Genomic DNA, 24,993 nt, shown 5'->3' on the forward strand with positions numbered 1-24,993 from the left:
TCAGGCCACGCCCGCTTGGGCGGCTTCCAGAATGCTGATCTTGCGGGGCAGCAGCTTGAGTTCAAAGAAAGTGTCGGCAATCACCTGCTGCTCGGCCAGGATAGCTTTGGTGATGGGCACGGTGCCCACGGGGCGGCGCTGCAAGGTCAGCTCGGCCACGCTGCGGTCCAGCCCCAGGATGGCGGCGTATTCCGTTGCCGCTGCAGCGCGGTCGGTGCCAAACCATTTGTCGATGGCCGTCACCTCCTCCACCGCAATGCGCAGGATGTCGGGATTCTTGTCGGAAAAGCTGCGAGAGCTGAAGTAGTAACCGCGGTTGTTGACCACGCCGGCGGCATCGGCCAGCAGGCGCGCGTCCAGCGTTTTTTGCGCTGCGGCGAAGAACGGGTCCCAGATCACCCAGGCATCCACCGCGCCCTGGGTGAAAGCGGCGCGGGCATCGGCGGGTGCCAGATGCACGTGCTGCACATCGTTATAGGCCAGGCCGTTTTTCTCCAGCAGCTTGGCTAGGAAGAACTGCACGTTCGAGCCCTTGTTGTAGGCCACTTTCTTGCCCTTCAGATCCGCAATCTTCTGGACTGCCGAGCCTTTGGGCAGGATCACGGCTTCGCTGCCGACCAGGGGCGCGGTGGCCGCTACATAGACCAGCGGCGCACCGGCGGCCTGGGCGAAGATGGGCGGGGCTTCGCCCACGTCGCCAAAGTCGATGGAGCCGACGTTGAGCGCTTCGAGCTGCACCGGCCCGGCGTTGAACTCGGTCCAGGTGACGCTCACGCCCAGCGGGGCCAGGCGCTTTTCCAGCGTGCCACGGGCCTTCAAAAAGCTCAGCACGCCTTTCTGGTTGCCGATGCGCAGCACGCGCGGCGATTGGGCGAAAGCATGGAAACCAGGTGCAGCCAGCGCGCTGGCGGCGAGCAGCGTACGGCGGGAAATCAGGGGCAAGTTCGTCATAGCAATGTCCTTGGGGTGGCGCGCAGGCAAGGCTTCGCCCTGCCGCGCTGCAGCCATATCAAAAAGAAGGGAAACCTGGGAGCGTTTAAACGCTACAGCGCACGCGCGAGAAATGGATGGGCGCGTTGGCCGCGTGCTTGCCCCAGTCCTTGGACACCGGCAGCAGACCGGCCGCACGGTGCAGGCGCTGCGCCAGGTCGTCGTCGAGCTGGTGGCCGTCGGGTGGCAGCAGAACCACTTGGCCGTCGGTGGCAAACACCCCCGACAGGATGTGGTCGGCCCCCAGCGACTGCAGCACGGGGCGCAGCGCGTAATCCATCGCCAGCATGTGGTTGGGGCTGCCGCCGGTAGCCATGGGCAACACGGTCTTGCCCTTGAAGGCGGTCTGCGGCAGCAGGTCCAGAAACAGCTTGAGCACGCCGCTGTAGGCCGCCTTGTAGATCGGCGTGGCCACCACGATGGCCTGCGCCCGCGCCACCTTGGCCACCGCCTGCGCGATACTGGGGTGGGCCACATCGGCCAGCACCAGGGCCTGGGGCGACAGGTCGCGGATCAACACCCGCTCCACCTGCGCGCCACGCAATTCCAGGTGAAGTTGCACGGCATCCAGCAAGGCGGCAGAGCGCGAGCGCTCGGACGGGCTACCGGCAATCAGAAGAATGGACATGCCGGGTTCCTTACTTCTTGCCGTAGATCTGGTCGAACACGCCGCCATCGGCGAAGTGGGTTTTCTGGGCTTTGGTCCAGCCGCCGAAGAGTTCGTCGATGGTGAACAGATTCACATTGCCAAACTGCTTGGCGTACTTGGCGGCAGCGGCCTTGTCGCGGGGGCGGTAGAAGTTCTTGCCCGCCAGGTCCTGGCCCACGGGGCTGTACAGGTACTGCAGGTAGGCTTCGGCCACCTTGCGGGTGCCGCGCTTGTCCACCACTTTGTCGACCACGCTCACCGGCGGCTCGGCCAGGATGGACAGGCTGGGGGTAACGATCTCGAACTTGTCCTTGCCGAACTCTTGCAGCGCCAGATAGGCCTCGTTCTCCCAGGCGATCAGTACGTCGCCCTGGCCGCGTTCGGTGAAGCTGGTGGTGGCACCGCGGGCACCGGAGTCCAGCGTTACGGCGTTGCTGTACAGGGCTTTTACAAAGTCGCGGGCATGGGCTTCGTCGGCACCGTTCTTCTTCACGGCGTAGCCCCAGGCGGCCAGGTAGTTCCAGCGCGCACCGCCAGATGTTTTGGGGTTGGGCGTGACGATGCCAATGCCGGGGCGCACCAGGTCGGACCAGTCGGCAATCTTCTTCGGGTTGCCCTTGCGCACCAGGAACACGATGGTGCTGGTGTAAGGCGAAGCGTTTTGCGGCAGGCGTTTTTGCCAGTCGGGAGGGATCAACTTGCCGAACTCGTTCAGCGCGTCCACGTCGTAGGCCAGGGCCAGGGTAACCACGTCGGCCTCCAGCCCGTCAATCACCGAACGCGCCTGCTTGCCCGAGCCGCCGTGCGACTGCTTGACGGTGACCTCTTGCTTGTTTTTAGCCAGCCAGTCTTTGGAAAAAGCGGTGTTGAAGTCTTTGTAGAACTCACGGGTCGGGTCATACGACACGTTGAGCAAGGTGATGGGCGCAGAGGCCTGGGCGTGTGCAAAACCAGCGGCCGATAAGGCAATGGTGAACAGGGCTTGGGACAGATGGCGGCGGGTCAGCATAGAGATTCAAGGTTCCAAAGTTGTGCGATGGGTTGGATTCTGTAAGCGAACCATCCAAACTGGAACGAATGAATTCTCAGTTGTTTATTACTTAAACGTCTCAAGTGCCAAAAATGGGCCTTCTCTGCGCCTCAAAATAAAGATGCCACCGACCGGAAATAGTTGGCATGCAATGGGAGGTGCACGCTTGTGATTCGGTGGCCGCAGACTACATTCGTTTACATGTCGGTGCCGGGGCGCGTCATCCCCGGCAAGCAAAGCGCCAGTGTCAGAGAGTCTGTTTACGATGTGTTGGGGCTTGGAATAAATCGTAAGCGGGTTCTGAGAGCGTGGTGCCACCGGCGCCATATTTGCCGTGATGGCCCCTCGCGTGGCCACCACCAGCCCCCCAATCCAAAGGCGTATTTGATGCAGTTTTCTCCCCGCCGCAGCCCATTGCTTTGGGTGACTGCGACAAGCAGCCTCTTTCTGGCTGCCCATACGGCATGGTCCCAAACGCATTTCAAACCCGACGTGGTGCGCAAGTACGGCGGCATTTACGCCACCCACTGCAGCCACCCCGACGCACCCCGCCTGCGGGTGTTGCGCGACGCACTGGTGGTAGAACAGGGTGACAAGCGCGTGGTGGGCCGCAAGGTACAAACCGCGGCCACGTACCCCACCGCAAACCCACCGCCGTCTTTCAAGTTGGCCTTGGTCAGCGAGGTCCGTCCTGGTTCAGCCCTGGGCTTCATGGTGTTTGAAGACAAAGCCGGCACCACTATCCGCCTGCAGACCGGTGCCGCGCTGCAAGCGCCTTTGGGCAAAACCCTGGTCAACGCAACCTACCGCCGTTGTGACATCGCCCCAGCGCCCAGCCCGGCCACCCACACCACCCATAACGAGCCGATGAGCGAGGCCGAAAAGATCCTGCTCAACCCGGCCTTCAAAGCCACCTACCTGCGGGTACTGGGGTCGTTAGCAAGCGAAGCCTGGTTGGCCAAATTCAACGGCCCCCGCCCACCGGCACGGCGGGTGCGCGTGGCCGGCATGGACTACATGCTGCTGTCGGTATGCAAACCGCACGACTGCACCGGATTCAACGCCGCTCTGCTCTACGCCGAAGACCGAGACCGCTTGTTTGGCAGGGTCTACCAGCAAGGCCGCATCGGCTATCTGGGCGAGCCACCGTCTGACATCGCCGATGCCCTGGACGCGTTCTGGACCCACCAATGGCAGCCCCAATAGCCCATCAAGAGATTGCTATATAAAAAATAGCTGCTTGTGCTCATTGGATCGGCGCAAACTGCCAAAAAAGTGTGTAAACCCGTGTTTCTCCGCATACCCCCTGAAACGCTGTACCCTCGCAGCCAGGCCACGCGCCTGCAAACCATCTTGTATCCTGGAAATTACAAAGCGTATGGTAAAGTTCATTACGAATCAACAGCTTACGCAGCCCTCCAGACTTGACTAATCCCGCCAGAGCCTCTAACCTTCGCCCGATGCATAAATGGCTCGCTGTTTTATCTCTTGTATGCGCGTCTGTACACGCCGCACCCCCATCCACCAACCAGGAAGACATCGACAAGCTGCTGGTCGATCGCGGCCTGCTAACCCACACCATCGACCAGCTTGAACAGGTGCGGCAAACCGTCAGCACCCGGGCATCGGACCTGGTGGTCAACGCCATGGGTTTCCTGGGCGTCCCCTACAAATTTGGTGGCACTTCCGCCGACACTGGCTTCGATTGCAGCGGCTTTGTCCGCGCCATGTACGAGCAAACCATCGGTCTGGTGCTGCCCCGTCGTGCTAACGAGCAGGCAGCCGCCACCGACCGCATCGACAAAAACGATTTGCGCCCTGGCGACCTGGTGTTCTTCAACACCATGCGCCGAGCCTTCAGCCATGTAGGCATTTACGTGGGCGATGGCAAATTCATCCACGCGCCACGCAGTGGAGCCCAAGTCCGCGTGGAAGATATGCGCGCCGCCTACTGGCAACGCCGCTTCGACGGCGCACGCCGCGTCACACCCAGCGCCGAAGCCGATACCAAACCGGCCAACTAAACCCCGCAGTTTTCGACGGTCTTTGCGGAAATCGGCCAAGCCGATAAGCTCCGTCTCTTTTGGAGACACCCCATGCAGCGCAAAACCGCCCAAGATTTCGACCAGGAACTGCTCATATTGTTTGATGCCTACGTCCACGGCACCTTGGACCGGCGGGGATTCCTGGAAAAAGCCCAAAAGTTTGCAGTAGGCGGTGTCACTGCCACCATGCTGCTCGGTGCGCTCAGCCCCAATTTCGCAGCGGCCCAGCAAGTCGCCCCCACCGACCCCCGCATCCGGACTGAAACCCTCTCCTTTCCCTCGCCCAACGGCTCCGGCACAGTCAAGGGTTACCTGGCCCGCCCCGCGAACGCCACCGGGCCCCTGCCCGGCATTCTGGTGGTGCACGAAAACCGGGGCCTTAACCCCCATATCGAAGACATTGCACGCCGCTTGGCGCTAGACAACTTTGTCGCCTTTGCCCCTGATGCCCTGACCCCTCTGGGCGGTTATCCCGGCGACGAAGAGAAAGCCCGTGAATTGTTTGCCAAACTCGACCAGGCCAAGACCTCCGAAGACTTTGTGGCTGCGGCTGGTTTCCTCAAGGCCCGCCCCGAGGTCGTAGGCAAGATTGGTGTGGTCGGCTTCTGCTACGGTGGTGGCGTGGCCCACATGTTGTCGACGCGCCTGCCGGATCTGGGTGCCGCTGTGCCCTTCTATGGCAACCAGCCCGCCGCCAGCGCCGCCAGTCAGGTCAAGGCCCCGCTGTTGATTCAGTTTGCCGCCGTGGACGAGCGCATCAACGCCGCCTGGCCAACCTACGAAGCCGCCCTGAAAGCCGCTGCCGTGCCCTACACCGCCTACCAGTACCCCGGCACCCAGCACGGCTTCAATAACGACACCACGCCCCGCTACGACGCGGCAGCCGCCAAGCTGGCCTGGGAGCGCACCCTGGCGTTCTTCAACCAGAACCTGCGCAGCTAAGCTGCCTTTCAATGCCCAGCCGGGCATTTTCTTTCGCGCATGAAAAAACCCTCTAAGACTCAAGTTCTTAGAGGGTTTTTTTGTATTAAATGGTCGGTGTGAAAGGATTCGAACCTTCGACCCCTTGCACCCCATGCAAGTGCGCTACCAGGCTGCGCCACACACCGATCAAGCCTCGAATTATAGCCTGCGTTTAGAGCACTTCTGAGAGCAGGTCACGAATTTCGAATAATTCTTGTCGTACTGACAAAAGATGCTGGGTGGTGGCCTCGTCGTAGTCCAACGTGACCACGTCTTCCAGGCGCTCAAACGACGTGTCCCCATCGTCCAACGCATCCAAGCCATCCAACTCCGCATCCCCGAGCCGCAGCTTGTCACGCTCACCCTGCACCAGTTCCTGCAGCTTGTTGCGCGCACCGCTGATGGTGAAGCCCTGGTCGTACAGCAGGTCGCGGATGCGGCGGATCATCAGCACTTCGTGGTGCTGGTAGTAGCGCCGGTTACCGCGCCGCTTCATGGGCCGCAGTTGGGTGAATTCTTGCTCCCAATAACGCAGCACGTGCGGTTTCACGCCGCACAGGTCTGCTACTTCGCCAATGGTGAAGTAGCGTTTGACGGGGATAGACGGGAGAGAATTTCCCATAAGAATCAATGTGGTCCTGTGGAATGCGCAAGCAACCAGATAGGTTACCCGAAGTAACACATGGACGGAAAATTAGTTCGCAGCGCCTGGGCCACCGGCGTGATAAATGTCACACCGGCATGGGCACTGCGATGATTCCTTCAACCCTGGATTTGCTCTTTGAGCTTGTGGCTGGCGTGGAAAGTCACGACCCGGCGCGCGTCGATGGGGATGGCTTCGCCGGTACGCGGATTGCGCCCAGGCCGGGGGGCCTTGATGCGGATTTGGAAGTTGCCAAAACCGGAAATCTTGACATCTGTGCCCTCGACCAGGCTGGTGCTGACCAGGTCAAAAAAAGCATCCACCATGTCTTTGGACTCGCGCTTGTTCAGGCCGATTTGTTCAAACAGCAAATCGGCCAGTTGGGCCTTGGTCAGGGCTGGGGTTTCCAGACTTTCAACCGCAATTTCCACGGCTTTCTCCAGTTTGTCGTGTAGGGGCTCAAGCACGCAGACGCGCACCACATTGCGTGCCAAGCTGGGCCAGTATCGCCTGCACCGCAGACTCGATCTGCGGCTCGGTCAGCGTGGCATCTGTGCCGTTGAGCGTCAGGCGCAAGGCCACGCTCTTCTCGCCTTGCGCCAAGCCGCCGGTGGACACCGGTTCAGTACTTTTGGGCACGGGCTTGGGGCGGTAGATGTCGAACACCACCGTATCGCGCAGCAAGCCGTTCGTGGCCGCCGCCTGGGTGGCCGCCAGCAGCGCGCCATGGCCCACTGCTTCGGCCACGATGACAGCGATGTCGCGCTCGACCGCCTGGAACTTGGCCACCGGTGCAAACACCGGCACGGGGCGTTGCAGCACCGCGTCCAGTTCCAGCTCGAACAGCATCGGTGCCTGCGCCAGGTCATAGCCCTGCCGCCACTGCGGATGCAGCTCGCCAATGAAACCAATCGCCTGTCCGGCTACCAGTACCCGGGCGCAACGGCCAGGGTGCAAAGCGGGGTGCTCTGCCGCCTCAAACTGAACAGCCAGCGGGGCCAACAGCGCCTCCACATCACCCTTCATGTCGAAGAAGTCGGCAGCTTGCTCGCTGCGGCCCCATTGCAGGCGGTCGGCCGCGCCAAAGCTGATACCGGCCACCCGCATAGGCTGGTGGAAGCCCGCCACGGTGGTGTCGGAATTCACGGCATGGGCATCGCGCAGAAACACGCGGCCCAGCTCGAACACGCGCACCCGGCTGGCCTTACGGTCCAGGTTGAACTTCAAAACTTGTAGCAAGGAACCCATGAGGGATGAGCGCATGACGCTCATTTGGCTTGCAATCGGATTCAGCAACTGGATGGGGTTGGGGTTGCCCGCCAGTTCCTTCTCCCAACGCTCTTCGACAAAGCTGAAGTTGATGGTTTCCTGGTAGCCCAAACCGGCCAGCGCACGGCGCACCGCAAACGGGCTGCGTTGCGCTTCTGGACGGATTTTGGCGGTGATGGGGGCCAGCGGCGGCGTGGTGGGCAACTGGTTGTAGCCCACCATGCGCACCACTTCTTCGATCAGGTCTTCTTCGATGGTGAGGTCGAAGCGGTAGGACGGCGGGGTCACGGTCAGCACGCCATCGCCCTCCACCACCGGCAAACCGAGGCGGGTCAGGGCATCGGCGCACTGCGCCTGGGTCAGCGGCATGCCGATGACTTTGACAGCACGTGCCACGCGCAAAGTGACGGGCACGGCTTGCGGCACGTTGACCTGGGTGTCGTCCATCGGGCCAGCTTCGCCGCCGCAGATGTCCAGAATCAGCTGGGTGATGCGCTCCAGATGCTCCACGGTGTGGCTGGCATCCACGCCGCGCTCGAAGCGGTGGCCTGCGTCGGTAGAGAAGTTGTAGCGGCGCGAACGGCCTGCAATCGACTTGGGCCACCAGAAAGCGGCTTCGGCGTAAATGTTGACCGTATCGTCCGACACCGCGGTGGCATCGCCGCCCATGATGCCCGCCAGCGATTCCACCTGGCGGTCATCGGCAATCACACCCACTTTTTCATCGACAGTAACGGTATTGCCGTTCAGCAGCTTGAGCTGCTCGCCAGGCTGGCCCCAGCGCACATCGAGTCCGCCGTGGATTCTGTCCAGATCGAAGATATGCGACGGGCGGCCCAGCTCGAACATCACGTAGTTGGAAATGTCCACCAGCGCCGTCACGCTGCGCTGGCCGCAACGTGCCAGGCGGTCCACCATCCACTGCGGTGTGGCGGCCTTGGGGTTGACGTTGCGCACCACGCGGCCCGAGAAGCGACCACACAGGTCGGGGGCGCTGATCTTGACCGGCACGCGGTCGGTAATTTTGACCGGCACCGCGGGGAAGCTGGGCTGCAGCAAGGGCGCACCGGTCAGTGCGGCCACTTCGCGGGCTACGCCAAACACGCTCAGGCAATGCGCCAGATTGGGCGTGAGCTTGAGGGTGAACAAGGTGTCGTCCAGCATCAGGTGTTCGCGGATGTTTTGGCCCAGGGGCGCATCGGCGGCCAACTCCAGCAGGCCCCCATGGTCTTCGGACAGCTTAAGTTCGCGGGCCGAGCACAGCATGCCCTGGCTTTCCACGCCACGCAGCTTGCCGACCTTGATCAGGAAAGGCTTGCCGTCGTCACCGGGGGGCAACTCGGCACCCACCAGCGCGCAGGGTATGCGGATGCCGACACGGGCATTCGGTGCGCCGCAGACGATGTTGAGCAGCTCGGGCTGGCCGACATCCACGGTGCAGACGCGCAAGCGGTCGGCGTTGGGATGCTGTTCGGCGGTCTTGATTTCGCCCACGACGATGCCGGTGAACGGCGGAGCCACGGGTTTGAGTTCTTCGACTTCCAACCCGGCCATGGTCAAGGTCTCGGCCAGTTGCTCGGTGGTCAGGTCGGGGTTGCAGAAAGCGCGCAACCAGGATTCAGAAAATTGCATGGTTTGGTCTATCTAGTACGGCTGAAGAATTATTGAAACTGGCTGAGGAAACGGATGTCGCCATCAAAAAACAGTCGCAGGTCGTTCACGCCGTAGCGCAGCATGGTCAGACGGTCGGGGCCCATGCCGAAAGCAAAGCCGATGTATTTTTCGGGGTCCAGGCCCATGTTGCGCACCACGTTCGGGTGTACCTGGCCAGAGCCCGCTACTTCCAGCCAACGGCCCGACAGCGGGCCGCTCTGGAACTGGATGTCGATCTCGGCGCTGGGTTCGGTAAACGGGAAGAAGCTGGGGCGGAACCGCAGCACCAGGTCGTCCGACTCAAAAAAGGTACGGCAGAAATCGGTGAAGACCACTTTCAGGTCTTTGAAGCTGACGTTTTCGCCGATCCACAGGCCTTCGCACTGGTGGAACATCGGGGAATGCGTGGCATCGCTGTCCACACGGTAGGTGCGGCCGGGCGCGATCACGCGGATCTCGGGCATGACCTGTCCCGCGTCAATCGCAGCGCGGTGTTTCTTGACGTGCGTGACCGCGTGACGGATCTGCATCGGGCTGGTGTGGGTACGCAGCAGGTTGGGCGCGGTGGCGGTGCCGCCTTCCACGTAAAACGTGTCGTGCATGGAGCGCGCGGGGTGGTCTTCAGGCGTGTTGAGCGCGGTGAAGTTGAACCAGTCGGACTCGATCTCGGGGCCCTGGGCCACTTCAAAACCCATGGAGCCAAAGATGGCCTCGATGCGTTCCAGCGTCAACGACACGGGGTGCAAACCGCCCTGCCCGCGCTGGCGGCCCGGCAAGGTTACATCCAGGGCTTCGGCCTTGAGTTGCTGCTCCAGCTCGGCATCGGCCAGGGCTTTGCGGCGCGCTGTCAAGGCGGCTTCAATGGCTTGTTTGGCCAGGTTGATGGAGGCACCGCGTGATTTTTTTTCTTCTACGCTCAGGGCCCCCATGCCCTTCATCAACTCGGTGATGCGGCCGGATTTACCTAAAAACTGGGCTTTGGCATTCTCCAGATCGGCGGGCGTGCTGGCCCCCTGGAAACTGCTGTGTGCTGCACTGACAATCGCGTCCAACTCGTTCATAAGATCTCTTGGAAATGACAAAGGGCTAGCGCTTTTTCAAGCTCTAGCCCTTGGTTTACTTGCACAGAATGCTACTCAAAGAATAGCAAACTAGCGTGGGGAATCAAGCAGCCAGACGGGCCTTGACTTGCTCCACGATGCTGGCAAAAGCCGCCTTGTCGTGCACAGCGATATCGGACAGCACTTTGCGGTCGATCTCGATGGCAGCCTTTTTCAGGCCATTGGCGAACTGGCTGTAGGTCAGACCGCATTCGCGCGCAGCGGCGTTGATACGGGCAATCCACAGCTGACGGAACACCCGCTTGCGGGTCCGACGGTCACGGTAGGCATATTGCCCAGCCTTCATTACCGCTTCTTTGGCGACGCGGTAAACATTGCCGCGGCGACCGCGGAAACCTTTTGCAAGGGCGAGAACTTTTTTGTGGCGGGCGCGAGCCGTTACACCACGTTTGACGCGAGGCATGTATTTACTCCTTGTTCGTCGTTAAATTAAATACCACGGCCGGGCAGCATCTGCGCCATGTGACCCATATTGGTCTCATGCACTGCAGTCGTACCGCGCAACTGGCGTTTATTTTTGGTGGTCTTCTTGGTCAAGATGTGACGTTTGAAGGCGTGGCCGCGTTTAACGGTACCACCTGGACGAACGCGAAAGCGTTTTTTCGCCGCGCTCTTGGTCTTCATTTTGGGCATTTCAATGCTCCTGTTCATTGTGCTCGTGAGGCGCTGGAAACCGATCCCAGACTTGTTGGCCCCGAGCCACTTGTAGTGGCGAGTTTTCACTCTCCACTGGGGCAGAGAAACTTTCGCTTCTCTGCATTGACAACCCGCAAGCCAAGGCCTGCGGGCTGAAATTTTTACGATGCCGTTGCGGGCGCTGCTGGTGCGGCTTCTGCTGCAGGCTTGCTGGACGCGGGCTTTTTCTTGCCGGGCGCGATCATCATGATCATCTGGCGGCCTTCCAACTTGGGAAACTGCTCCACGATGATCAGGTCTTGCAAGTCGTTGCGGATGCGTTGCAGCAAGGCCATACCGATTTCCTGGTGGGTGATTTCTCGCCCCCGAAAACGCAAAGTGATCTTGCACTTGTCGCCGTCGGCCAGGAAACGCTTGATATTGCGCATCTTGATGTTGTAGTCGCCATCGTCGGTACCGGGACGGAATTTGATTTCCTTGATCTCGATCACCGTTTGCTTGGACTTCGCGTCGGCCGCTTTCTTTTGTTCCTGGTATTTGAACTTGCCGTAGTCCATCAAACGACAGACCGGCGGGTTCGCCGTGGCAACAATTTCAACCAGGTCCACATCGTATTCACCGGCCAAACGCAAAGCTTCCATCAGGCTGACGATGCCTAAGGGCTCATTCTCTGGGCCGGAAAGACGAACTTCCGGTGCCATGATTTCACGGTTCAGACGGTGTTTGCGTTCTTCGCGGTGACGGCGGTCACGAAATTCAGTAGCGATGGCTCAAATCCTTAAAAATCAGAATGCTATAGTAACAATAGCAACTACCGCAGACAGCACGTGCGCTAAAGCCTAGGTTTATTTAAAAACTACAGTTTTAGAGCGATGTCGCTGGCAATTTTGGACTGGAAGTCCTGTAGCGGCATCACACCGAGGTCAATATTGCCCCGGGCGCGCACTGCGACGGACCCAGCTTCTTTTTCCTTGTCGCCTACGACCAGGATGTAGGGAAGCTTTTGCATCGAATGCTCTCGTATTTTACGCGTTATTTTTTCGTTGCGTAAATCCAGCTGAACCCTAAGCCCTTGATCCTGCAGCGTTTTGGCAATTTCACGACAGTAATCGTCTTGCGACTCGGAAATATTGAGGATGGACACCTGCGCCGGAGCCAGCCAGGTGGGCAGCGCGCCAGCGTGTTGCTCGATCAAAATGCCGATGAAACGCTCCAGGCTGCCGAGGATGGCGCGGTGCAGCATGACCGGGCGATGCCGGGCACCGTCTTCGCCCACAAACTCGGCATCCAGGCGCTCGGGCATGGAGAAATCGACCTGCATGGTGCCGCACTGCCACTGGCGGCCAATCGCGTCTTTCAGGGTGTATTCGATCTTGGGGCCGTAGAAGGCACCGTCGCCCGGGGAAATTTCAAACTCGACCCCGGAGGCGCGCAGGCACTCCATCAGCGCGTGCTCGGCCTTGTCCCAGCTCTCGTCCGAGCCGATGCGCTTTTCAGGGCGCGTGGCTACCTTGTAGATGATGTTGCTGAACCCGAAGTCGACATAGACTTTTTGCAGCAGCGCGGTGTAGTTCACGCACTCTTGCAGGATCTGGTCTTCGGTACAGAAGATGTGCCCGTCGTCCTGCGTGAAACCGCGCACGCGCATGATGCCGTGCAGGCCACCCGAAGGCTCGTTGCGGTGGCACTGGCCGAATTCGCCGTAGCGCAGCGGCAGGTCGCGGTAGCTCTTGATGCCCTGCTTGAAGATCAGGATGTGGCCGGGGCAGTTCATCGGCTTCAGGGCGTATTCGCGCTTTTCCGATTCCGTGGTGAACATGTTTTCGCGGTACTTGTCCCAGTGGCCGGTTTTTTCCCACAGCGTCTTGTCGATGACCTGCGGGCCTTTGACTTCCTGGTAGCCGTTGTCCTGGTAGACACGGCGCATGTACTGCTCCACGCCCTGCCAGACCGTCCAGCCCTTGGGGTGCCAGAACACCAGGCCGGGGGCGTGGTCGTCGATGTGGAACAGGTCGAGCTCGCGGCCCAGCTTACGGTGGTCGCGCTTTTCGGCTTCCTCGAGCTGCGTCAGGTAGTTTTGCAGATCGTCTTTGCTGGCCCAGGCCGTGCCGTAGACGCGCTGCAGCATTTCGTTGTTGTGGTCGCCGCGCCAGTAGGCACCGGCCAGCTTCATCAGCTTGAAAAACTTGAGCTTGCCGGTGCTGGGCACGTGGGGACCGCGGCACAGGTCTTCGAACGCGCCTTCGCGGTACAGCGACACGTCCTGGTCGGCCGGGATGCTGGCGATGATTTCGGCCTTGTAGTGCTCACCCAGGCTTTTGAAATAGGCCACGGCCTCGTCGCGTGGCAGTACGCGGCGGGTCACGGGCTCGTCCTTGGCGGCCAGGGCGGTCATCTTCTTCTCGATGGCCACCAGATCGTCGGGCGTGAACGGGCGCTTGTACGAGAAGTCGTAGAAGAAGCCGTTTTCGATCACCGGGCCGATGGTGACCTGCGCGTCGGGGAACAGGTCTTTGACGGCGTAGGCCAGCAAGTGGGCGGTGGAGTGGCGGATCACGTCCAGGCCGTCGGCATCCTTGGCGGTGATGATGGCCAGCGGACTGTCTTGCGTGATCTGGTAGCTGGTATCGACCACGGTGCCGTTGATCTTGCCTGCAAGCGCGGCCTTGGCCAGGCCGGTGCCGATGGAAGCAGCTACTTCGGCAACCGTAACCGGGCCAGGAAATTCGCGGACGGAGCCATCGGGGAGCGTGATGTGGATCATGGGGTTCTGAAATTTAAAAAGCAAAAAGCGCGGTTGATAACGTAAAAGTTAAGCCGCGCTAGCTTGTGAGCCTTAGAGTTTAACCGTCAATGCGCACCCGCTGCCGCCTCTGCCGCCGCCTTGCCCATGGCCGCCGGGCGCTGGGTGATCCACACCAGAGGGATCAGCAACAGGAACATGACCGACGACGCAAAGAACACATCGTTGGCCGCCAAAGTCGCCGCTTGCTGGCCGATCAGGCGGTTCACGGTTTCCAGCGCCTGCTGCGGCTCCAGGCCCGCGCTGGCCAAGCCGTTCAGCGCGCCGGTGGCGGTTTGCCGCCCCACGTTGATGTACTCGGTCAACTGCGCATGGTGCAAGGCGGTGCGGCTTTCCCACACCGTGGTGACGATGGAAGTGCCCATGGCCCCGGCAGTGATGCGCACAAAGTTGGTCAGGCCCGAAGCTGCCGGGATGCGGTCGGGTGTCAGGCCAGACAGCGTCAAGATGCTCAGCGGGATGAAGAAACACGCCATGGCAACGCCCTGGATGATGGTGGGCACCATCAGCGTGGCCTCATCGGCCTGGATGTTGAAGTTGGAGCGCATCCACAGCACCACCCCAAACACAATAAAGGCAAAGCTGGCAAACAGGCGCGGGTCGAACTTGGCAATGTTCTTGCCCACGATGGGCGACAGCACGATGGCCAGCAGCCCCACCGGGGCCAGCACAAAACCGGCCTGCGTGGCGGTATAGCCCATGTACTGCTGCAACCACAGCGGCAGCAGCACCACGTTGCCGAAAAACAGGCCGTAGCCCACCGAGGTGGCCACCGTACCGGCCCAGAAGTTACGCCGGGCGAACAGCCGCAGGTCGGTCACCGGGTGCTTGTCGGTCAGCTCCCAGGCCAGGAAGAACAAGAAGCCCACCAGTGCCACCGCAGCCAGAATCTGCACTTCGGTGGAATGGAACCAGTCCAGCTCTTTACCCTTGTCGAGCATGATTTGCAGCGCCCCCACCCAGACCACCAGAAGGGCCAGGCCCACGCTGTCGATGGGCAGCTTCTGCGTGGGCGACTCGCGCTTGCGGTACAGGTTCCAGGTGGCCGCGGCAGCCAAGAAGCCCACCGGGATGTTGATGTAAAAAATCCACGGCCAGGAGATGTTGTCGGTGATCCAGCCGCCCAGCAGCGGCCCCACCACCGGGGCAATCAGCGTGGTCATGGCCCACATGGCCATGGCCGTACCCGCCAGCGCTTTGGGGTAGCTGGAGAGCAGCAGCGCCTGCGACAGCGGAATCATTGGCCCGGCCACAAAGCCCTGCAGGATACGAAAGGCGATCAGCATGGTCATGTTCGGCGCCAGCCCGCACAGCCACGAGGCCAGCACGAACAAGATGATGCTGATGGTGAACAGCCGCACCTGGCCGAAGCGCTGCGACAGCCAGCCGGTAAGCGGCACCGAGATGGCGTTGGCCACGGCAAAACTGGTGATCACCCAGGTGCCCTGGTTGGGGCTTACGCCCAAATCCCCGGCGATGGCCGACAGGGACACGTTGGCAATCGACGAGTCCAGCACGTTCATGAACGTGGCGGTGGACAAGGCGATGGTGCCCCACATGCGGGCCGAGCCCTCCAGCGGAGGCGGTGGCGTGTAGGTAAAAGCGGTCGCCATGGCGGGCTCAGTGCACCTGTGCTGTGGGAGCAGCGGCCAGCTTGACCGGCGCATGGGCCACCGCCGCCGCCTTGATGCCCAGGTTGGCGGCAATCACGCGCTGCACGTCGGCATCGGCACCGCTTTCCGGCGTGGCCCCCATCTGCATGGTGGGCAAGGCGGCACTGCGCGGCGCTTCGGCCAGCATCTGGCCGTCTTGGTGGGTGATGTCGATCGTGGCATCCATCGACAGACCCACGCGCAGCGGGTGGCTGACCAATTGCGCCGGATCCAGGGCGATGCGCACGGGCACGCGCTGCACCACCTTGATCCAGTTGCCGGTGGCGTTTTGCGCGGGCAGCAGCGCAAAGGCCGCGCCCGTGCCCACGCCCAGCCCGGCCACGGTGCCGGTGTATTCCATCTTTTTGCCGTACAGGTCGGCGGTCAGCTTGACGCTTTGGCCGATGCGGATGTTGCGCAGCTGCACTTCCTTGAAGTTGGCATCCACCCACACCTGGTTCAGCGGGATGATGGACATCAGCGGTGCGCCTGCGGCGATGCGCTGGCCGAGCTGCACGGTGCGCTTGGCCACATAGCCGTCCACCGGGGCCAGGATGGCGGCGCGCTGGCTGGCCAGATAGGCCTCGCGCACCTTGGCGGCGGCGGCCAGCACGCTGGGGTGCTGGTCGATGCTGGTGCCGTCGGTCATGGCCTGGTTGCTGCTGAGCTGCTCTTTGGCTGCCGCTACCCCGGCCTGGGCCGCAGCCACGCTGGCCTGCACGGTGGACAGGCCGCTTTGGGCGGTGGCCAGCTGGGTTTGGGCGTGGCTGAGTTCTTCCTTGGAGACCGCGCCGTTGCCGGTGAGGGCCTGGCGGCGGCGCAGGTCATCTTGCGCACGGGCGACTTCGCTCTGGGCGCGGGCAATGTCGGTTTGGGTGCGCGTCACGTCGGCCGTGCGCAGGGCGATCTGTGCCGTCAGCGTGCCGTTGTTGGCGTACAGGGTGCGCACCTGGCGCACGGCCTGGGCCAGGTTGGCCTCGGCCTGGTCCAGGGCTAGCTTGGAATCAGCCGGGTCGAGCTTGACCAGCGGCTGGCCAGCCTTCACGAAGTCAGTGTCGTCGGCCAGGATGGCCATCACGGTGCCACTGACCTGCGGGGTGATCTGGATCACGTTGCCCTGCACGTAGGCGTTGTCGGTGTCTTCATAGCGGCTGGCCACCACCATGTCGTAGGCGGCCCACCCCATCCCGGCCAGCACCACCACGGCGGCGATGGTGATCAGGGACTTTTTGCGTTGGGGGTTGCTGGCGGGGGCGTTGTTTGCGGAATCAGACATGGTATTCACCTCAGAAAATTTATAAGAAATCGGGCTCTAGCGCTTATTTAATGGGCGGTAGAAGCTATGGTTTCGGTAGCAATCGGCGCATACCCACCACCGAGTGCGCGCACCAGCGCCACCTGGGTGTCGAGCGCGCGGGCGGCCAGGTCGACCTGCAGGCGGCGCTGGGCCAGCACGGCGGTCTCGGAGCTCAGCACGTTGAGGTAGTTACCCAGCCCGGCGCTGTAGCGCTGCACCGCGATCTCGTACGCGGCTTCGGCGGCTTGCTGGGCGGCGCGCTGCTCGGTTTGCTGGCGGGCGATGGACTGCTGCGAGGCGAACTGGTCGGCCACATCGCGCACCGCGTCGACCAGCGCGGCGTTGTAGCTCTCTACCGCCGCATCCAGGTCGGCGGTTTTGGCCGCCAGGCTAGCGCGCAAACGGCCTGCGTCAAAAATCGGCAGGTGGATGGCCGGGCCAATGCCCCACTGCTCGCTACCCGCATGCAGCAGGTTGCCCAGGCCGATGCTGGAGAAACCGGCAAAGCCGTTCAGGCTGACGTTGGGGTAGAACTGGGCCTTGGCGCTGCGGGCATCGGCACTGGCAGCTTCGACGCGCCAGCGGGCGGCGGCAATGTCGGCGCGGCGGCCCAGCAGGTCGGCGGGAATAGCCTGCGCGTTTGCTGCGGTTTTAATAGCTGCCAGCGCCGGTAGCTGTAGCGTGTCAGCCACATTGGATTGCCCAACCAGGGCCGACAAGGCGTTGCGGGCCAGGGCGATTTGCTCGTTCAGGGCTTCGATCTGCTGGCGGGCTTCGGGCAGGCTGCCCTGGCTTTGGTTCAGCTCCAGGCGGGTGTCCAGCCCGGCGTTGACGCGGTCACGCACCAGCGCCAGCAGCTCGTTGCGCTGGGCCAGGGTACGGTGGGCCAGCGCCAGCTGGCCGTTCAGGCGCAGCAATTGGAAGTAGCTGCGCGCCACCTGGCTGACCAGCAGCACGCGGGCGGCCTGGGTGTCGGCCTGGGCGGCTTGGGCCTGACCCAGGGCGGCATCGAGTGCGGCGCGGTTTTTGCCGAAGAAGTCCAGCTCCCAGCTGGCGCTGAGCTGCAGTGTGCCGCTGTTGTAGATATTGCCCGCCAGCGGTGCGGGGTACTGGCCTTTGGCGGTGTAGAGCTGGCGCATGGCCTGCGCGTCGGCCCCTACCTGGGGCAGCGTGGTAGCACGGGCACCGTCGGTGGCGGCCTGGGCGCGGCGCAGGCGGGCCTGGGCCAGCTTCAGGCTGGGGCTGCCGTCCAGGGCCTGGGTGACCAGGCGGTCGAGCTGCGGATCATTGAACCCGTGCCACCACTCTGCATCGACCAGGGCTACGTCGGATGCGCCAACGACGGGGGTGGTCTGCATCTGGGCCTGGGGGGTGATGCCCGAGAAGTTGGCGCAGGCCGCCAGGCTGGCCAGGGCGACGGCGGCCAGGGCCAGACGGGGCACGGAACTAGATTTAAACGGCATTGTTTTCTCCGGCATCGGATGCGCTTTGTTGGGCTTGTTGGAAGTCGTTGGCGTTGTCGAGCATGCGGCGCAGGTAGCTTTTCAGGGCCTCCCACTCCTCCACCGAGAAGCCTGCGAGGTAGGCGTTTTGCACCCGGCTGAGCACCTCGGGGATGACCTTGGCGGTATCGCGCCCGGCTTCGGTGATCTCCAGGTTGACCACCCGGCGGTCTTCGCTGGAACGGACGCGCTGGCACAGGCCCTTGGCCTCCAGGCGGTCGAGCATGCGGGTCATGCCACCGGCATCCAGGGTGCACACACGGGCCAGCTCGGCCACAGTAGACACCTCGCCGGTGGACAGCTTGAACAGGGGCTTCCACTGCGCGTTGGTCAGGCCGCTGGGCTCGAACTGGCGCTCCAGCTCCTGGGCGAGCATGTTGAAAACCCGTGCCACCAGGTGGCCGACACCGTCGGTACCAGCAACATAGTTGTCGGCGGCGTAGAAGACCGGCGCGGACGCTGGCGGAGGGGTTGGGCGTGTAGTCATGGGTTGGATTATTAACTGCCTAAGCAATTATTGTCAAGTCTTTGTTTGTTTGGGCATTTGATTTGGCTACACTCGGGGCATGGCCACCTCTGCAATTCCTTCCGCCCCCTCCCCGTCCCCCTCGACCACCGCCGGGGCCAAGGGGTCGCCACGGTCGCTGTCGGGGCTGCTGCCGTTCTTGAAGCCCTACCGTTTCCGCATAGCGCTGGCCATCGTGTTCCTGGTGCTGGCCGCCGCCGCCACGCTGGCGTTTCCGCTGGCGCTGCGGGCGCTGATCGACCAGGGCCTGGTGCAGACCGGCTCCGACGGCGGCGTGGACCGGGGCGCACAGGTGCTGGCGCTGCGCGACCATTTCTTTGAGCTGTTTGCGGTGGCGGCCGCGCTGGGCCTGTTCTCGGCGGCGCGCTTCTACACCGTGAGCTGGCTGGGCGAACGCGTCACCGCCGACATCCGCAACGCGGTGTACGCCCACGTGCTGCGCCAAAGCCCGCAGTTTTTTGAAACCACCCAGACCGGCGAGGTGCTGTCGCGCCTGACGGTGGACACCACGCTGGTGCAAACCGTGGTGGGCTCGTCGCTGAGCATGGGCCTGCGCAATGCGGTGATGGGCCTGGGTGCCCTGGGCGTGCTGGTGTGGACCAACCCGGTGGTGATGACCCAGGTGTTTGGCATCCTGGTGCTGATCGTGCTGCCCAGCGCCTGGTTTGGTCGGCGGGTGCGCAAACTGTCACGCGCCAGCCAGGACCGGGTGGCCGACAGCAGCGCCATCGCCGCCGAGGTGCTCAACGCCATTCCGGTGGTGCAGAGCTACACCGCCGAGGGGCGTGAGGCCACCCGTTTCAACGCATCCACCGCCGCCGCTTTCCAAACCGCCGTGGGGCGCAGCAAGGCACGCTCGGTGCTGGTGGCCTTCATCATCATCGCCACCTCTGCCGCCCTGCTGTGGGGCCTGTACCAGGGCACGCAGGCGGTGTTGCAGGGCAGCATTACGGCCGGGCACCTGGGGCAGACTGTTGTTTACGTGATTATTTTGGCCAGCGCCACCGCGGTGCTGGGCGAGGTGTACGGCGACGTGCTGCGCGCGGCGGGTGCCAGCGAGCGGCTGATGGAGCTGCTGGCCACCGAGTCGCCCATTAAATCTGCACCCAATCCGGCCCCAGCGCTGATTACATCGGCGGGAAGTGCTATTGTTTTTGAAAATATCAACTTCAACTACCCATCGCGCCCGCTGCAGCCCGCCCTGGCCGATTTCAGCCTGGCCGTGGCCCCAGGCGAAACCGTGGCCCTGGTGGGGGCCAGCGGCGCGGGCAAGAGCACGGTGTTCCAGCTGCTGCTGCGCTTTTACGACCCGCAGTCGGGCAGCATCCGGCTGGACGGCGTGGCCACCCGCGACCTGGCGCTGGAGGACCTGCGCCAGCACGTCGGCATCGTGCCGCAAGACGCGGTGATGTTCTCCACCAGCGCGATGGAAAACATCCGCTATGGCCGCCCCGACGCGACCGATGCCGAGGTGATGGCCGCCGCCGAATCGGCCTTTGCCCACGCCTTCATCACCGCCCTGCCCGAGGGCTACAACACCTTTCTGGGCGAGCGCGGCGTGCGCCTGAGCGGCGGCCAGCGCCAGCGCGTGGCGATTGCCCGCGCCATGCTGAAAAACGCCCCGCTGCTGCTGCTGGACGAAGCCACCAGCGCGCTGGACGCAGAAAGCGAACGCATGGTGCAGGCCGCCCTGGAATCCGCCATGCGGGGCCGCACCACGCTGGTGATTGCCCACCGCCTGGCCACCGTGCAGCAGGCCCACCGCATCGTGGTGCTGGAGCATGGCCGCATCGTCGAACAGGGCACGCACGCGGCGCTGGTGGCGCAGGACGGGGTGTATGCCCGCTTGGCCGCATTACAGTTCACGGCATAGATTTTGCATAGAATCAGGGCCTAGCGCTTGTTCCACCAGCACGAGCAGCTATATTTTTAATAGTAAAGCCCGCATGCCCTTCTTGCCTCTGTCCCAGTCTTTGCGCCGCCTGTGGGCGCTGGACACGTTTCCCTACAGCCTGCGCATCTTTATTGCGCTGAGCACCACCATGGCGGTGGGCTGGGTGAACGACCAGATGGCGCTGGTGATGCCGGTGTTTCTGGGCACCATCGCCTGTGCCCTGGCCGAGACCGACGACAACTGGCGCGGGCGGCTGCGGGCGCTGCTGGTCACGCTGCTGTGCTTTGCGCTGGCGGCGTTTGCGGTGCAGACACTGTTTCCGCACCCGGTGCTGTTTCCCATCAGCCTGGTGCTGGCCACCTTTTGCCTGACCATGCTGGGGGCCATCAGCCCGCGCTACCAGGCCATTGCCTACGGCACGCTAATTTTGTCGATCTACACCACCATTGGCATGGACCAGCGCAGCGGCTCGGGCAACGCGCTGTGGCTGGAACCCGCCCTGCTGCTGACCGGGGCCACCTGGTACGGCCTGCTGTCGGTGCTGTGGTGCGTGCTGTTCACCCACCAGCCGGTGCAGCAAAACCTGGCGGCCCTGTACCGGGTGCTGGGCAGCTACCTGACGCTGAAGGCATCGTTGTTTGAGCCGGTGCGCGGGGTGGACCAGGAGGTCAAGCGCCTGGCCCTGGCGCAACGCAACGGCGCGGTGGTGACGGCGCTGAACGTCACCAAGGAAAGCATTCTGAACCGGCTGGAGGCCGTGCCCAGCCACCGCATGCAGTACTACCTGCGGCTGTATTTCATTGCCCAGGAGGTGCATGAGCGGGCCAGCTCTTCGCATTCGCCCTACAGCGAGCTGACCGAGACGTTTTTTCACAGCGACGTGCTGTTCCGCTGCCAGCGGCTGCTGCGCCTGCAAGGCCACGCCTGCGAGCGGCTGGCGCGGGCGATCTTGCTGCGCGTAGCGGTGATTCCCGACACGGTGAGCGCCCAGGCGCAGCAGGATTTGCAAGACGCGCTGGCGCACCTGGAGGGCTTGCAGCAACCGCATTGGCAAAGGCTGCTGGCCACGCTGACTGCCTTGGCCAAGAACCTGGGCACGCTGCAAACCCGCCTGACCAGCGCCAGCCTGCCCGCGCCCGAAGCCGAGGTGCAGGACCATGCGCTGCTGGACCGCTCGCCCCAGTCGCTGCGCGACGCGTTCGACCGGGTATGGCGGCAGCTGACCCCGGCCACGCCGCTGTTTCGCCACGCGGTGCGCCTGAGCATTGCGCTGGCCGTGGGCTACGGGCTGCTGCACTGGCTGCATGCGCGCCAGGGCTACTGGATTTTGCTGACCACGGTGTTTGTGTGCCAACAGAGCTTTGGCGCAACCCGTCGCCGCATGGTGCAGCGGGTGGTGGGCACCATGGCCGGGCTGGTGGTGGGCTGGGCGCTGTTCCGGCTGTTCCCCAGCCTGCTGCTGCAGGCCATGTTTGCGGTGGCGGCGGGCGTGGTGTTCTTTGGCAACCGCACCCGGCACTACGCGCTGGCCACGGGCTCGATGACGCTGCTGGTGCTGCTGAGCTTCAACCAGATTGGCGACGGCTACGGCCTGATCGTGCCGCGCATGGTGGATACCGTGGTGGGCAGCCTGATCGCCGGGTTGGCGGTGTTTTTGATCCTGCCCGACTGGCAGGGCCGCCGCATGCACGAGGTGGCGGCCCGCACCTTGGCCACCTGCAACCTGTACCTGCGCCAGATCATGGCCCAGTACAAAAGCGGCCAAGGCGGCCAGCGCGACGACCTGGCCTACCGCACGGCCCGGCGCAATGCGCACAACGCGGATGCGGCGCTGTCTACCGCGCTGTCCAACCTGTTCCAGGAGCCGGGCTTTCTGCAGGGCCGCAGCGACAGCGGTTTGCGGTTTTTGCTGCTCTCGCACACCCTGCTGAACTATTTGTCGGGCCTGGGCGCGCACCGCGAGGCTTTGCAAAACGCCCCCAGCGACGCGTCCACCGAGCAGGCCGCCGCGCTGATCAGCAAGGTGCTGGACGCACTGGCCACCAGCCTGGCCACCAGCCAGCCGGTGCCGCCCGCCAACCCCGACGAAGAAGCCGTGCTGGAGGCCTTGTGCGCCGCGCCCACCGACGCTGCGCACCGGGTGGTGCAAAGCCAACTGGCGCTGATCGGCCAGTTGCTGGCGCCGCTGCGGGTGCAGGCCGAACGGCTGCTGGCGGTAGACCCGGTGGGCTGAAACGGCTACCCGCCCGTCCATGCATTTAGTGCATAGATGGGCTTAAAGCTGGCCTTGGACAGATGCGCATTGGAGTTTTAAGCTTCGCCTTTCTGTCACACAAGGGATTTATTCCATGTCCAACCAAGCGCCTACCGTGCACGCCGTGCCCTCGTACCTGAACCCCGACCACATCGGCCCCTGGGGCATTTTTCTACAGCAAGTGGACCGGGTGGAACCCTATCTGGGCGACCTGGCCCGCTGGGTGGAAACCCTGAAGCGCCCCAAGCGCATTTTGGTAGTCGATGTGCCGATCCACCTGGACGACGGCTCCATCGCCCACTTTGAAGGCTACCGCGTGCAGCACAACACCTCGCGCGGCCCGGGCAAAGGCGGCGTGCGCTTCCACCAGGACGTGACGCTGTCGGAAGTGATGGCGCTGTCGGCCTGGATGTCGATCAAGAACGCGGCCGTCAACGTGCCCTACGGCGGTGCCAAGGGCGGCATCCGCGTGGACCCCAAAACCCTGTCGCGCGGTGAGCTGGAGCGTATGACGCGCCGCTACACCAGCGAGATCGGCATCATCATCGGCCCGAACAAGGACATTCCGGCCCCCGACGTGAACACCAACGAGCAGATCATGGCCTGGATGATGGACACCTACTCCATGAACCAGGGCTCCACCGCCACCGGCGTGGTGACCGGCAAGCCGGTCGATCTGGGTGGCTCGCTGGGCCGCCGTGAAGCCACTGGGCGCGGCGTGTTTACCGTGGGCATGGAAGCGGCCAAGCACATCGGCCTGGACGTGTCCACGGCCCGCATCGCGGTGCAAGGTTTTGGCAATGTGGGTGGCGTGGCGGGCAAGCTGTTTGCCGAAGCCGGTGCCCGCGTGGTGGCTGTGCAGGACCACAGCGGCACCATCTACTGTGAAGGCGGTTTCAACGTGCCCGCCCTGCTGCAGCACGTGAAGAACGCCGGTGGCGTGGGCGGCTTTGCCGGTGCCGAGGTGATTGCCAACGACGCGTTCTGGGACGTGCCTTGCGACATCCTGATCCCCGCTGCGCTGGAGCAGCAAATTACCAAGGACAACGCCGGACGCATCACCGCCCGCATGGTGATCGAGGGTGCCAACGGCCCCACCACCCCCGAGGCGGACGACATTCTGCAAGAGCGCAACATCCTGGTGCTGCCCGACGTGATCGCCAATGCGGGCGGCGTGACGGTGAGCTACTTTGAGTGGGTGCAGGACTTTTCGAGCTTCTTCTGGGACGAAGACGAGATCAACGCCCGACTGGTGCGCATCATGAAGGAAGCCTTCAACGCCGTCTGGCTGGTGGCACAAGAGAACAAGGTGACCCTGCGCACCGCCACCTTCATCGTGGCCTGCAAGCGGATTCTGCATACCCGCGAACTGCGCGGCCTGTACCCCTGAAATTGGCACACCCCCAGGCTGCAGTGCTACGCACTTTTCGCCACCCCCCTTGCAGGGGGCGATACCTACGGCCTGGCAAAGCCAGTTCCGCGGTATCCCTGGAAGAGACGTTTATACGCTGGGTGGGTCATTTTTAGGCATAAAACCGACAGCCCGTGCTTATTCCATAAGCGTGGCAAGCTATCTTTATTTTTTCAAAAAAGATAGCAGATGGTTATTGCAGCGGCCTTTTCAGCGCCGCCGGTATCGGCAGCGGCAGCACGTCGATGCCCTCGTCGAGCAAGGCTTCGGTTTCTTCCACCGTGGCCTCGCCGCGGATGTTGCGTTCCTTGCGCTCGCCGTAGTGGATTTTGCGGGCCTCTTCGGCAAACTGGCTGCCCACGTCTTCGGTGTTGGCGATCACGTGGCGGACCATCTTCATCCAGGCGGCCTGGGCTGCGGGTGACGGCGTGGGAGCCGGGTTAGCTTCAACCACAGGTGCAGCATCGGCCTTGGCGGGGACCTGCACGGCCCCCAGATTCAGGCGCGGGGCGCTGAGTTTTTTCACGATCTCGCTGCTGCCGCACAGCGGACATTCGACCAAACCCCGGGCGAGTTGGCTCTGGAAATCATCCTCTGACCCAAACCAGCCTTCAAAGCTGTGCTGGTGGGCGCATTGGAGATCCAGGACTTTCAT

At 62.9% G+C, this 24,993-nt stretch carries 22 protein-coding genes and 1 tRNA gene; 6 read left to right on the forward strand and 17 right to left on the reverse strand.

Annotation, left to right across the window (positions count from 1 at the left end):
* The 3 genes from AC097O_RS04420 to AC097O_RS04430 all read right to left on the reverse strand — a co-directional run bounded on the left by AC097O_RS04420 (window position 1) and on the right by AC097O_RS04430 (window position 2,648).
* A complete protein-coding gene (locus AC097O_RS04420) occupies window positions 1–951 on the reverse strand; it encodes a sulfonate ABC transporter substrate-binding protein (protein WP_479591661.1) in 951 nt (316 codons plus the stop codon).
* A gap of 85 nt (window positions 952–1,036) precedes the next feature.
* Window positions 1,037–1,618 (reverse strand): NADPH-dependent FMN reductase, encoded by a 582-nt coding sequence (gene ssuE, locus AC097O_RS04425; protein ID WP_479591662.1) that lies wholly within the window; start codon window positions 1,616–1,618, stop codon window positions 1,037–1,039.
* Between the two features lie 10 nt (window positions 1,619–1,628).
* Window positions 1,629–2,648, reverse strand: a complete 1,020-nt coding sequence (locus AC097O_RS04430) for a sulfate ABC transporter substrate-binding protein (RefSeq protein ID WP_479591663.1) — start codon at window positions 2,646–2,648, stop codon at window positions 1,629–1,631.
* Between the two features lie 408 nt (window positions 2,649–3,056).
* On the opposite strand from AC097O_RS04430, the gene AC097O_RS04435 reads away from it, so the two are divergent.
* From AC097O_RS04435 to AC097O_RS04445, 3 genes are all read left to right on the forward strand, one after another.
* On the forward strand, window positions 3,057–3,875 hold the full coding sequence (locus tag AC097O_RS04435; RefSeq protein WP_479591664.1) for an Ivy family c-type lysozyme inhibitor: 819 nt from the start codon (window positions 3,057–3,059) through the stop codon (window positions 3,873–3,875).
* A 254-nt stretch (window positions 3,876–4,129) separates the two neighbouring features.
* Window positions 4,130–4,693 carry a C40 family peptidase gene (locus AC097O_RS04440; protein ID WP_479591665.1) on the forward strand — a complete coding sequence of 188 codons (564 nt, stop codon included), beginning with the start codon at window positions 4,130–4,132 and terminating at the stop codon, window positions 4,691–4,693.
* 72 nt (window positions 4,694–4,765) lie between these two features.
* On the forward strand, window positions 4,766–5,656 hold the full coding sequence (locus AC097O_RS04445; RefSeq protein WP_479591666.1) for a dienelactone hydrolase family protein: 891 nt from the start codon (window positions 4,766–4,768) through the stop codon (window positions 5,654–5,656).
* Between the two features lie 90 nt (window positions 5,657–5,746).
* Here the strand turns inward: AC097O_RS04445 and AC097O_RS04450 are convergent.
* The 13 genes from AC097O_RS04450 to AC097O_RS04510 form a co-directional block, all read right to left on the reverse strand.
* Window positions 5,747–5,823 (reverse strand) — tRNA-Pro (locus AC097O_RS04450).
* A gap of 26 nt (window positions 5,824–5,849) precedes the next feature.
* Window positions 5,850–6,299: a MerR family transcriptional regulator gene (locus AC097O_RS04455; RefSeq protein WP_479591667.1), complete on the reverse strand. Its 450-nt coding sequence runs from the start codon at window positions 6,297–6,299 to the stop codon at window positions 5,850–5,852.
* A gap of 140 nt (window positions 6,300–6,439) precedes the next feature.
* On the reverse strand, window positions 6,440–6,751 hold the full coding sequence (locus AC097O_RS04460) for an integration host factor subunit alpha (RefSeq protein WP_295956877.1): 312 nt from the start codon (window positions 6,749–6,751) through the stop codon (window positions 6,440–6,442).
* 28 nt (window positions 6,752–6,779) lie between these two features.
* Entirely contained in the window at window positions 6,780–9,221 is a 2,442-nt protein-coding gene (gene pheT / locus AC097O_RS04465; RefSeq protein ID WP_479591668.1) for a phenylalanine--tRNA ligase subunit beta, read from the reverse strand.
* A gap of 29 nt (window positions 9,222–9,250) precedes the next feature.
* Entirely contained in the window at window positions 9,251–10,303 is a 1,053-nt protein-coding gene (pheS, locus tag AC097O_RS04470; protein ID WP_479591669.1) for a phenylalanine--tRNA ligase subunit alpha, read from the reverse strand.
* 103 nt (window positions 10,304–10,406) lie between these two features.
* Entirely contained in the window at window positions 10,407–10,766 is a 360-nt protein-coding gene (gene rplT / locus AC097O_RS04475; protein WP_295956883.1) for a 50S ribosomal protein L20, read from the reverse strand.
* A 26-nt stretch (window positions 10,767–10,792) separates the two neighbouring features.
* A complete protein-coding gene (gene rpmI, locus AC097O_RS04480; protein ID WP_295956885.1) occupies window positions 10,793–10,996 on the reverse strand; it encodes a 50S ribosomal protein L35 in 204 nt (67 codons plus the stop codon).
* A 164-nt stretch (window positions 10,997–11,160) separates the two neighbouring features.
* Window positions 11,161–11,766 (reverse strand): translation initiation factor IF-3, encoded by a 606-nt coding sequence (infC, locus tag AC097O_RS04485; protein ID WP_479592090.1) that lies wholly within the window; start codon window positions 11,764–11,766, stop codon window positions 11,161–11,163.
* An 89-nt stretch (window positions 11,767–11,855) separates the two neighbouring features.
* Entirely contained in the window at window positions 11,856–13,763 is a 1,908-nt protein-coding gene (gene thrS / locus AC097O_RS04490) for a threonine--tRNA ligase (RefSeq protein WP_479591670.1), read from the reverse strand.
* 86 nt (window positions 13,764–13,849) lie between these two features.
* Window positions 13,850–15,415: a DHA2 family efflux MFS transporter permease subunit gene (locus AC097O_RS04495; RefSeq protein WP_479591671.1), complete on the reverse strand. Its 1,566-nt coding sequence runs from the start codon at window positions 15,413–15,415 to the stop codon at window positions 13,850–13,852.
* 7 nt (window positions 15,416–15,422) lie between these two features.
* On the reverse strand, window positions 15,423–16,730 hold the full coding sequence (locus tag AC097O_RS04500; protein WP_479591672.1) for an EmrA/EmrK family multidrug efflux transporter periplasmic adaptor subunit: 1,308 nt from the start codon (window positions 16,728–16,730) through the stop codon (window positions 15,423–15,425).
* Window positions 16,731–16,777: 47 nt separating this feature from the next.
* The gene (locus tag AC097O_RS04505; protein ID WP_479591673.1) at window positions 16,778–18,214 is read right to left on the reverse strand and encodes an efflux transporter outer membrane subunit; all 1,437 of its coding nucleotides are present in this window, start codon (window positions 18,212–18,214) and stop codon (window positions 16,778–16,780) included.
* Entirely contained in the window at window positions 18,204–18,740 is a 537-nt protein-coding gene (locus AC097O_RS04510; protein WP_479591674.1) for a MarR family winged helix-turn-helix transcriptional regulator, read from the reverse strand. The genes AC097O_RS04505 and AC097O_RS04510 overlap by 11 nt, the downstream gene beginning before the upstream one ends.
* A 79-nt stretch (window positions 18,741–18,819) precedes the next feature.
* On the opposite strand from AC097O_RS04510, the gene AC097O_RS04515 reads away from it, so the two are divergent.
* From AC097O_RS04515 to AC097O_RS04525, 3 genes are all read left to right on the forward strand, one after another.
* Window positions 18,820–20,652 carry an ABC transporter transmembrane domain-containing protein gene (locus tag AC097O_RS04515; protein ID WP_479591675.1) on the forward strand — a complete coding sequence of 611 codons (1,833 nt, stop codon included), beginning with the start codon at window positions 18,820–18,822 and terminating at the stop codon, window positions 20,650–20,652.
* 73 nt (window positions 20,653–20,725) lie between these two features.
* Entirely contained in the window at window positions 20,726–22,906 is a 2,181-nt protein-coding gene (yccS, locus tag AC097O_RS04520) for a YccS family putative transporter (protein WP_479591676.1), read from the forward strand.
* A 115-nt stretch (window positions 22,907–23,021) separates the two neighbouring features.
* Complete coding sequence (locus tag AC097O_RS04525; RefSeq protein ID WP_479591677.1) at window positions 23,022–24,317, forward strand: Glu/Leu/Phe/Val family dehydrogenase; 1,296 nt, start codon at window positions 23,022–23,024, stop codon at window positions 24,315–24,317.
* Window positions 24,318–24,531: 214 nt separating this feature from the next.
* Here AC097O_RS04525 and AC097O_RS04530 read toward each other — a convergent pair whose 3' ends face one another.
* Window positions 24,532–24,993 carry a DUF1178 family protein gene (locus AC097O_RS04530; RefSeq protein ID WP_479591678.1) on the reverse strand — a complete coding sequence of 154 codons (462 nt, stop codon included), beginning with the start codon at window positions 24,991–24,993 and terminating at the stop codon, window positions 24,532–24,534.

The sequence above is a fragment of the Rhodoferax sp. LS1P39 genome, from assembly GCF_056521425.1.

Excerpts from the sequence above, each read along its gene's own strand:
- pheS (WP_479591669.1), bottom strand. The coding sequence starts at position 10,303 with ATGAACGAGTTGGACGCGATTGTCAGTGCAGCACACAGCAGTTTCCAG.
- pheT (WP_479591668.1), bottom strand. The coding sequence starts at position 9,221 with ATGCAATTTTCTGAATCCTGGTTGCGCGCTTTCTGCAACCCCGACCTG.
- AC097O_RS04500 (WP_479591672.1), bottom strand. The coding sequence starts at position 16,730 with ATGTCTGATTCCGCAAACAACGCCCCCGCCAGCAACCCCCAACGCAAA.
- AC097O_RS04530 (WP_479591678.1), bottom strand. The coding sequence starts at position 24,993 with ATGAAAGTCCTGGATCTCCAATGCGCCCACCAGCACAGCTTTGAAGGC.
- rplT (WP_295956883.1), bottom strand. The coding sequence starts at position 10,766 with ATGCCTCGCGTCAAACGTGGTGTAACGGCTCGCGCCCGCCACAAAAAA.
- thrS (WP_479591670.1), bottom strand. The coding sequence starts at position 13,763 with ATGATCCACATCACGCTCCCCGATGGCTCCGTCCGCGAATTTCCTGGC.
- AC097O_RS04420 (WP_479591661.1), bottom strand. The coding sequence starts at position 951 with ATGACGAACTTGCCCCTGATTTCCCGCCGTACGCTGCTCGCCGCCAGC.
- yccS (WP_479591676.1), top strand. The coding sequence starts at position 20,726 with ATGCCCTTCTTGCCTCTGTCCCAGTCTTTGCGCCGCCTGTGGGCGCTG.
- AC097O_RS04455 (WP_479591667.1), bottom strand. The coding sequence starts at position 6,299 with ATGGGAAATTCTCTCCCGTCTATCCCCGTCAAACGCTACTTCACCATT.
- AC097O_RS04525 (WP_479591677.1), top strand. The coding sequence starts at position 23,022 with ATGTCCAACCAAGCGCCTACCGTGCACGCCGTGCCCTCGTACCTGAAC.
- rpmI (WP_295956885.1), bottom strand. The coding sequence starts at position 10,996 with ATGCCCAAAATGAAGACCAAGAGCGCGGCGAAAAAACGCTTTCGCGTT.
- AC097O_RS04510 (WP_479591674.1), bottom strand. The coding sequence starts at position 18,740 with ATGACTACACGCCCAACCCCTCCGCCAGCGTCCGCGCCGGTCTTCTAC.
- AC097O_RS04440 (WP_479591665.1), top strand. The coding sequence starts at position 4,130 with ATGCATAAATGGCTCGCTGTTTTATCTCTTGTATGCGCGTCTGTACAC.
- AC097O_RS04515 (WP_479591675.1), top strand. The coding sequence starts at position 18,820 with ATGGCCACCTCTGCAATTCCTTCCGCCCCCTCCCCGTCCCCCTCGACC.
- AC097O_RS04505 (WP_479591673.1), bottom strand. The coding sequence starts at position 18,214 with ATGCCGTTTAAATCTAGTTCCGTGCCCCGTCTGGCCCTGGCCGCCGTC.
- AC097O_RS04495 (WP_479591671.1), bottom strand. The coding sequence starts at position 15,415 with ATGGCGACCGCTTTTACCTACACGCCACCGCCTCCGCTGGAGGGCTCG.
- AC097O_RS04445 (WP_479591666.1), top strand. The coding sequence starts at position 4,766 with ATGCAGCGCAAAACCGCCCAAGATTTCGACCAGGAACTGCTCATATTG.
- AC097O_RS04430 (WP_479591663.1), bottom strand. The coding sequence starts at position 2,648 with ATGCTGACCCGCCGCCATCTGTCCCAAGCCCTGTTCACCATTGCCTTA.
- ssuE (WP_479591662.1), bottom strand. The coding sequence starts at position 1,618 with ATGTCCATTCTTCTGATTGCCGGTAGCCCGTCCGAGCGCTCGCGCTCT.
- AC097O_RS04435 (WP_479591664.1), top strand. The coding sequence starts at position 3,057 with ATGCAGTTTTCTCCCCGCCGCAGCCCATTGCTTTGGGTGACTGCGACA.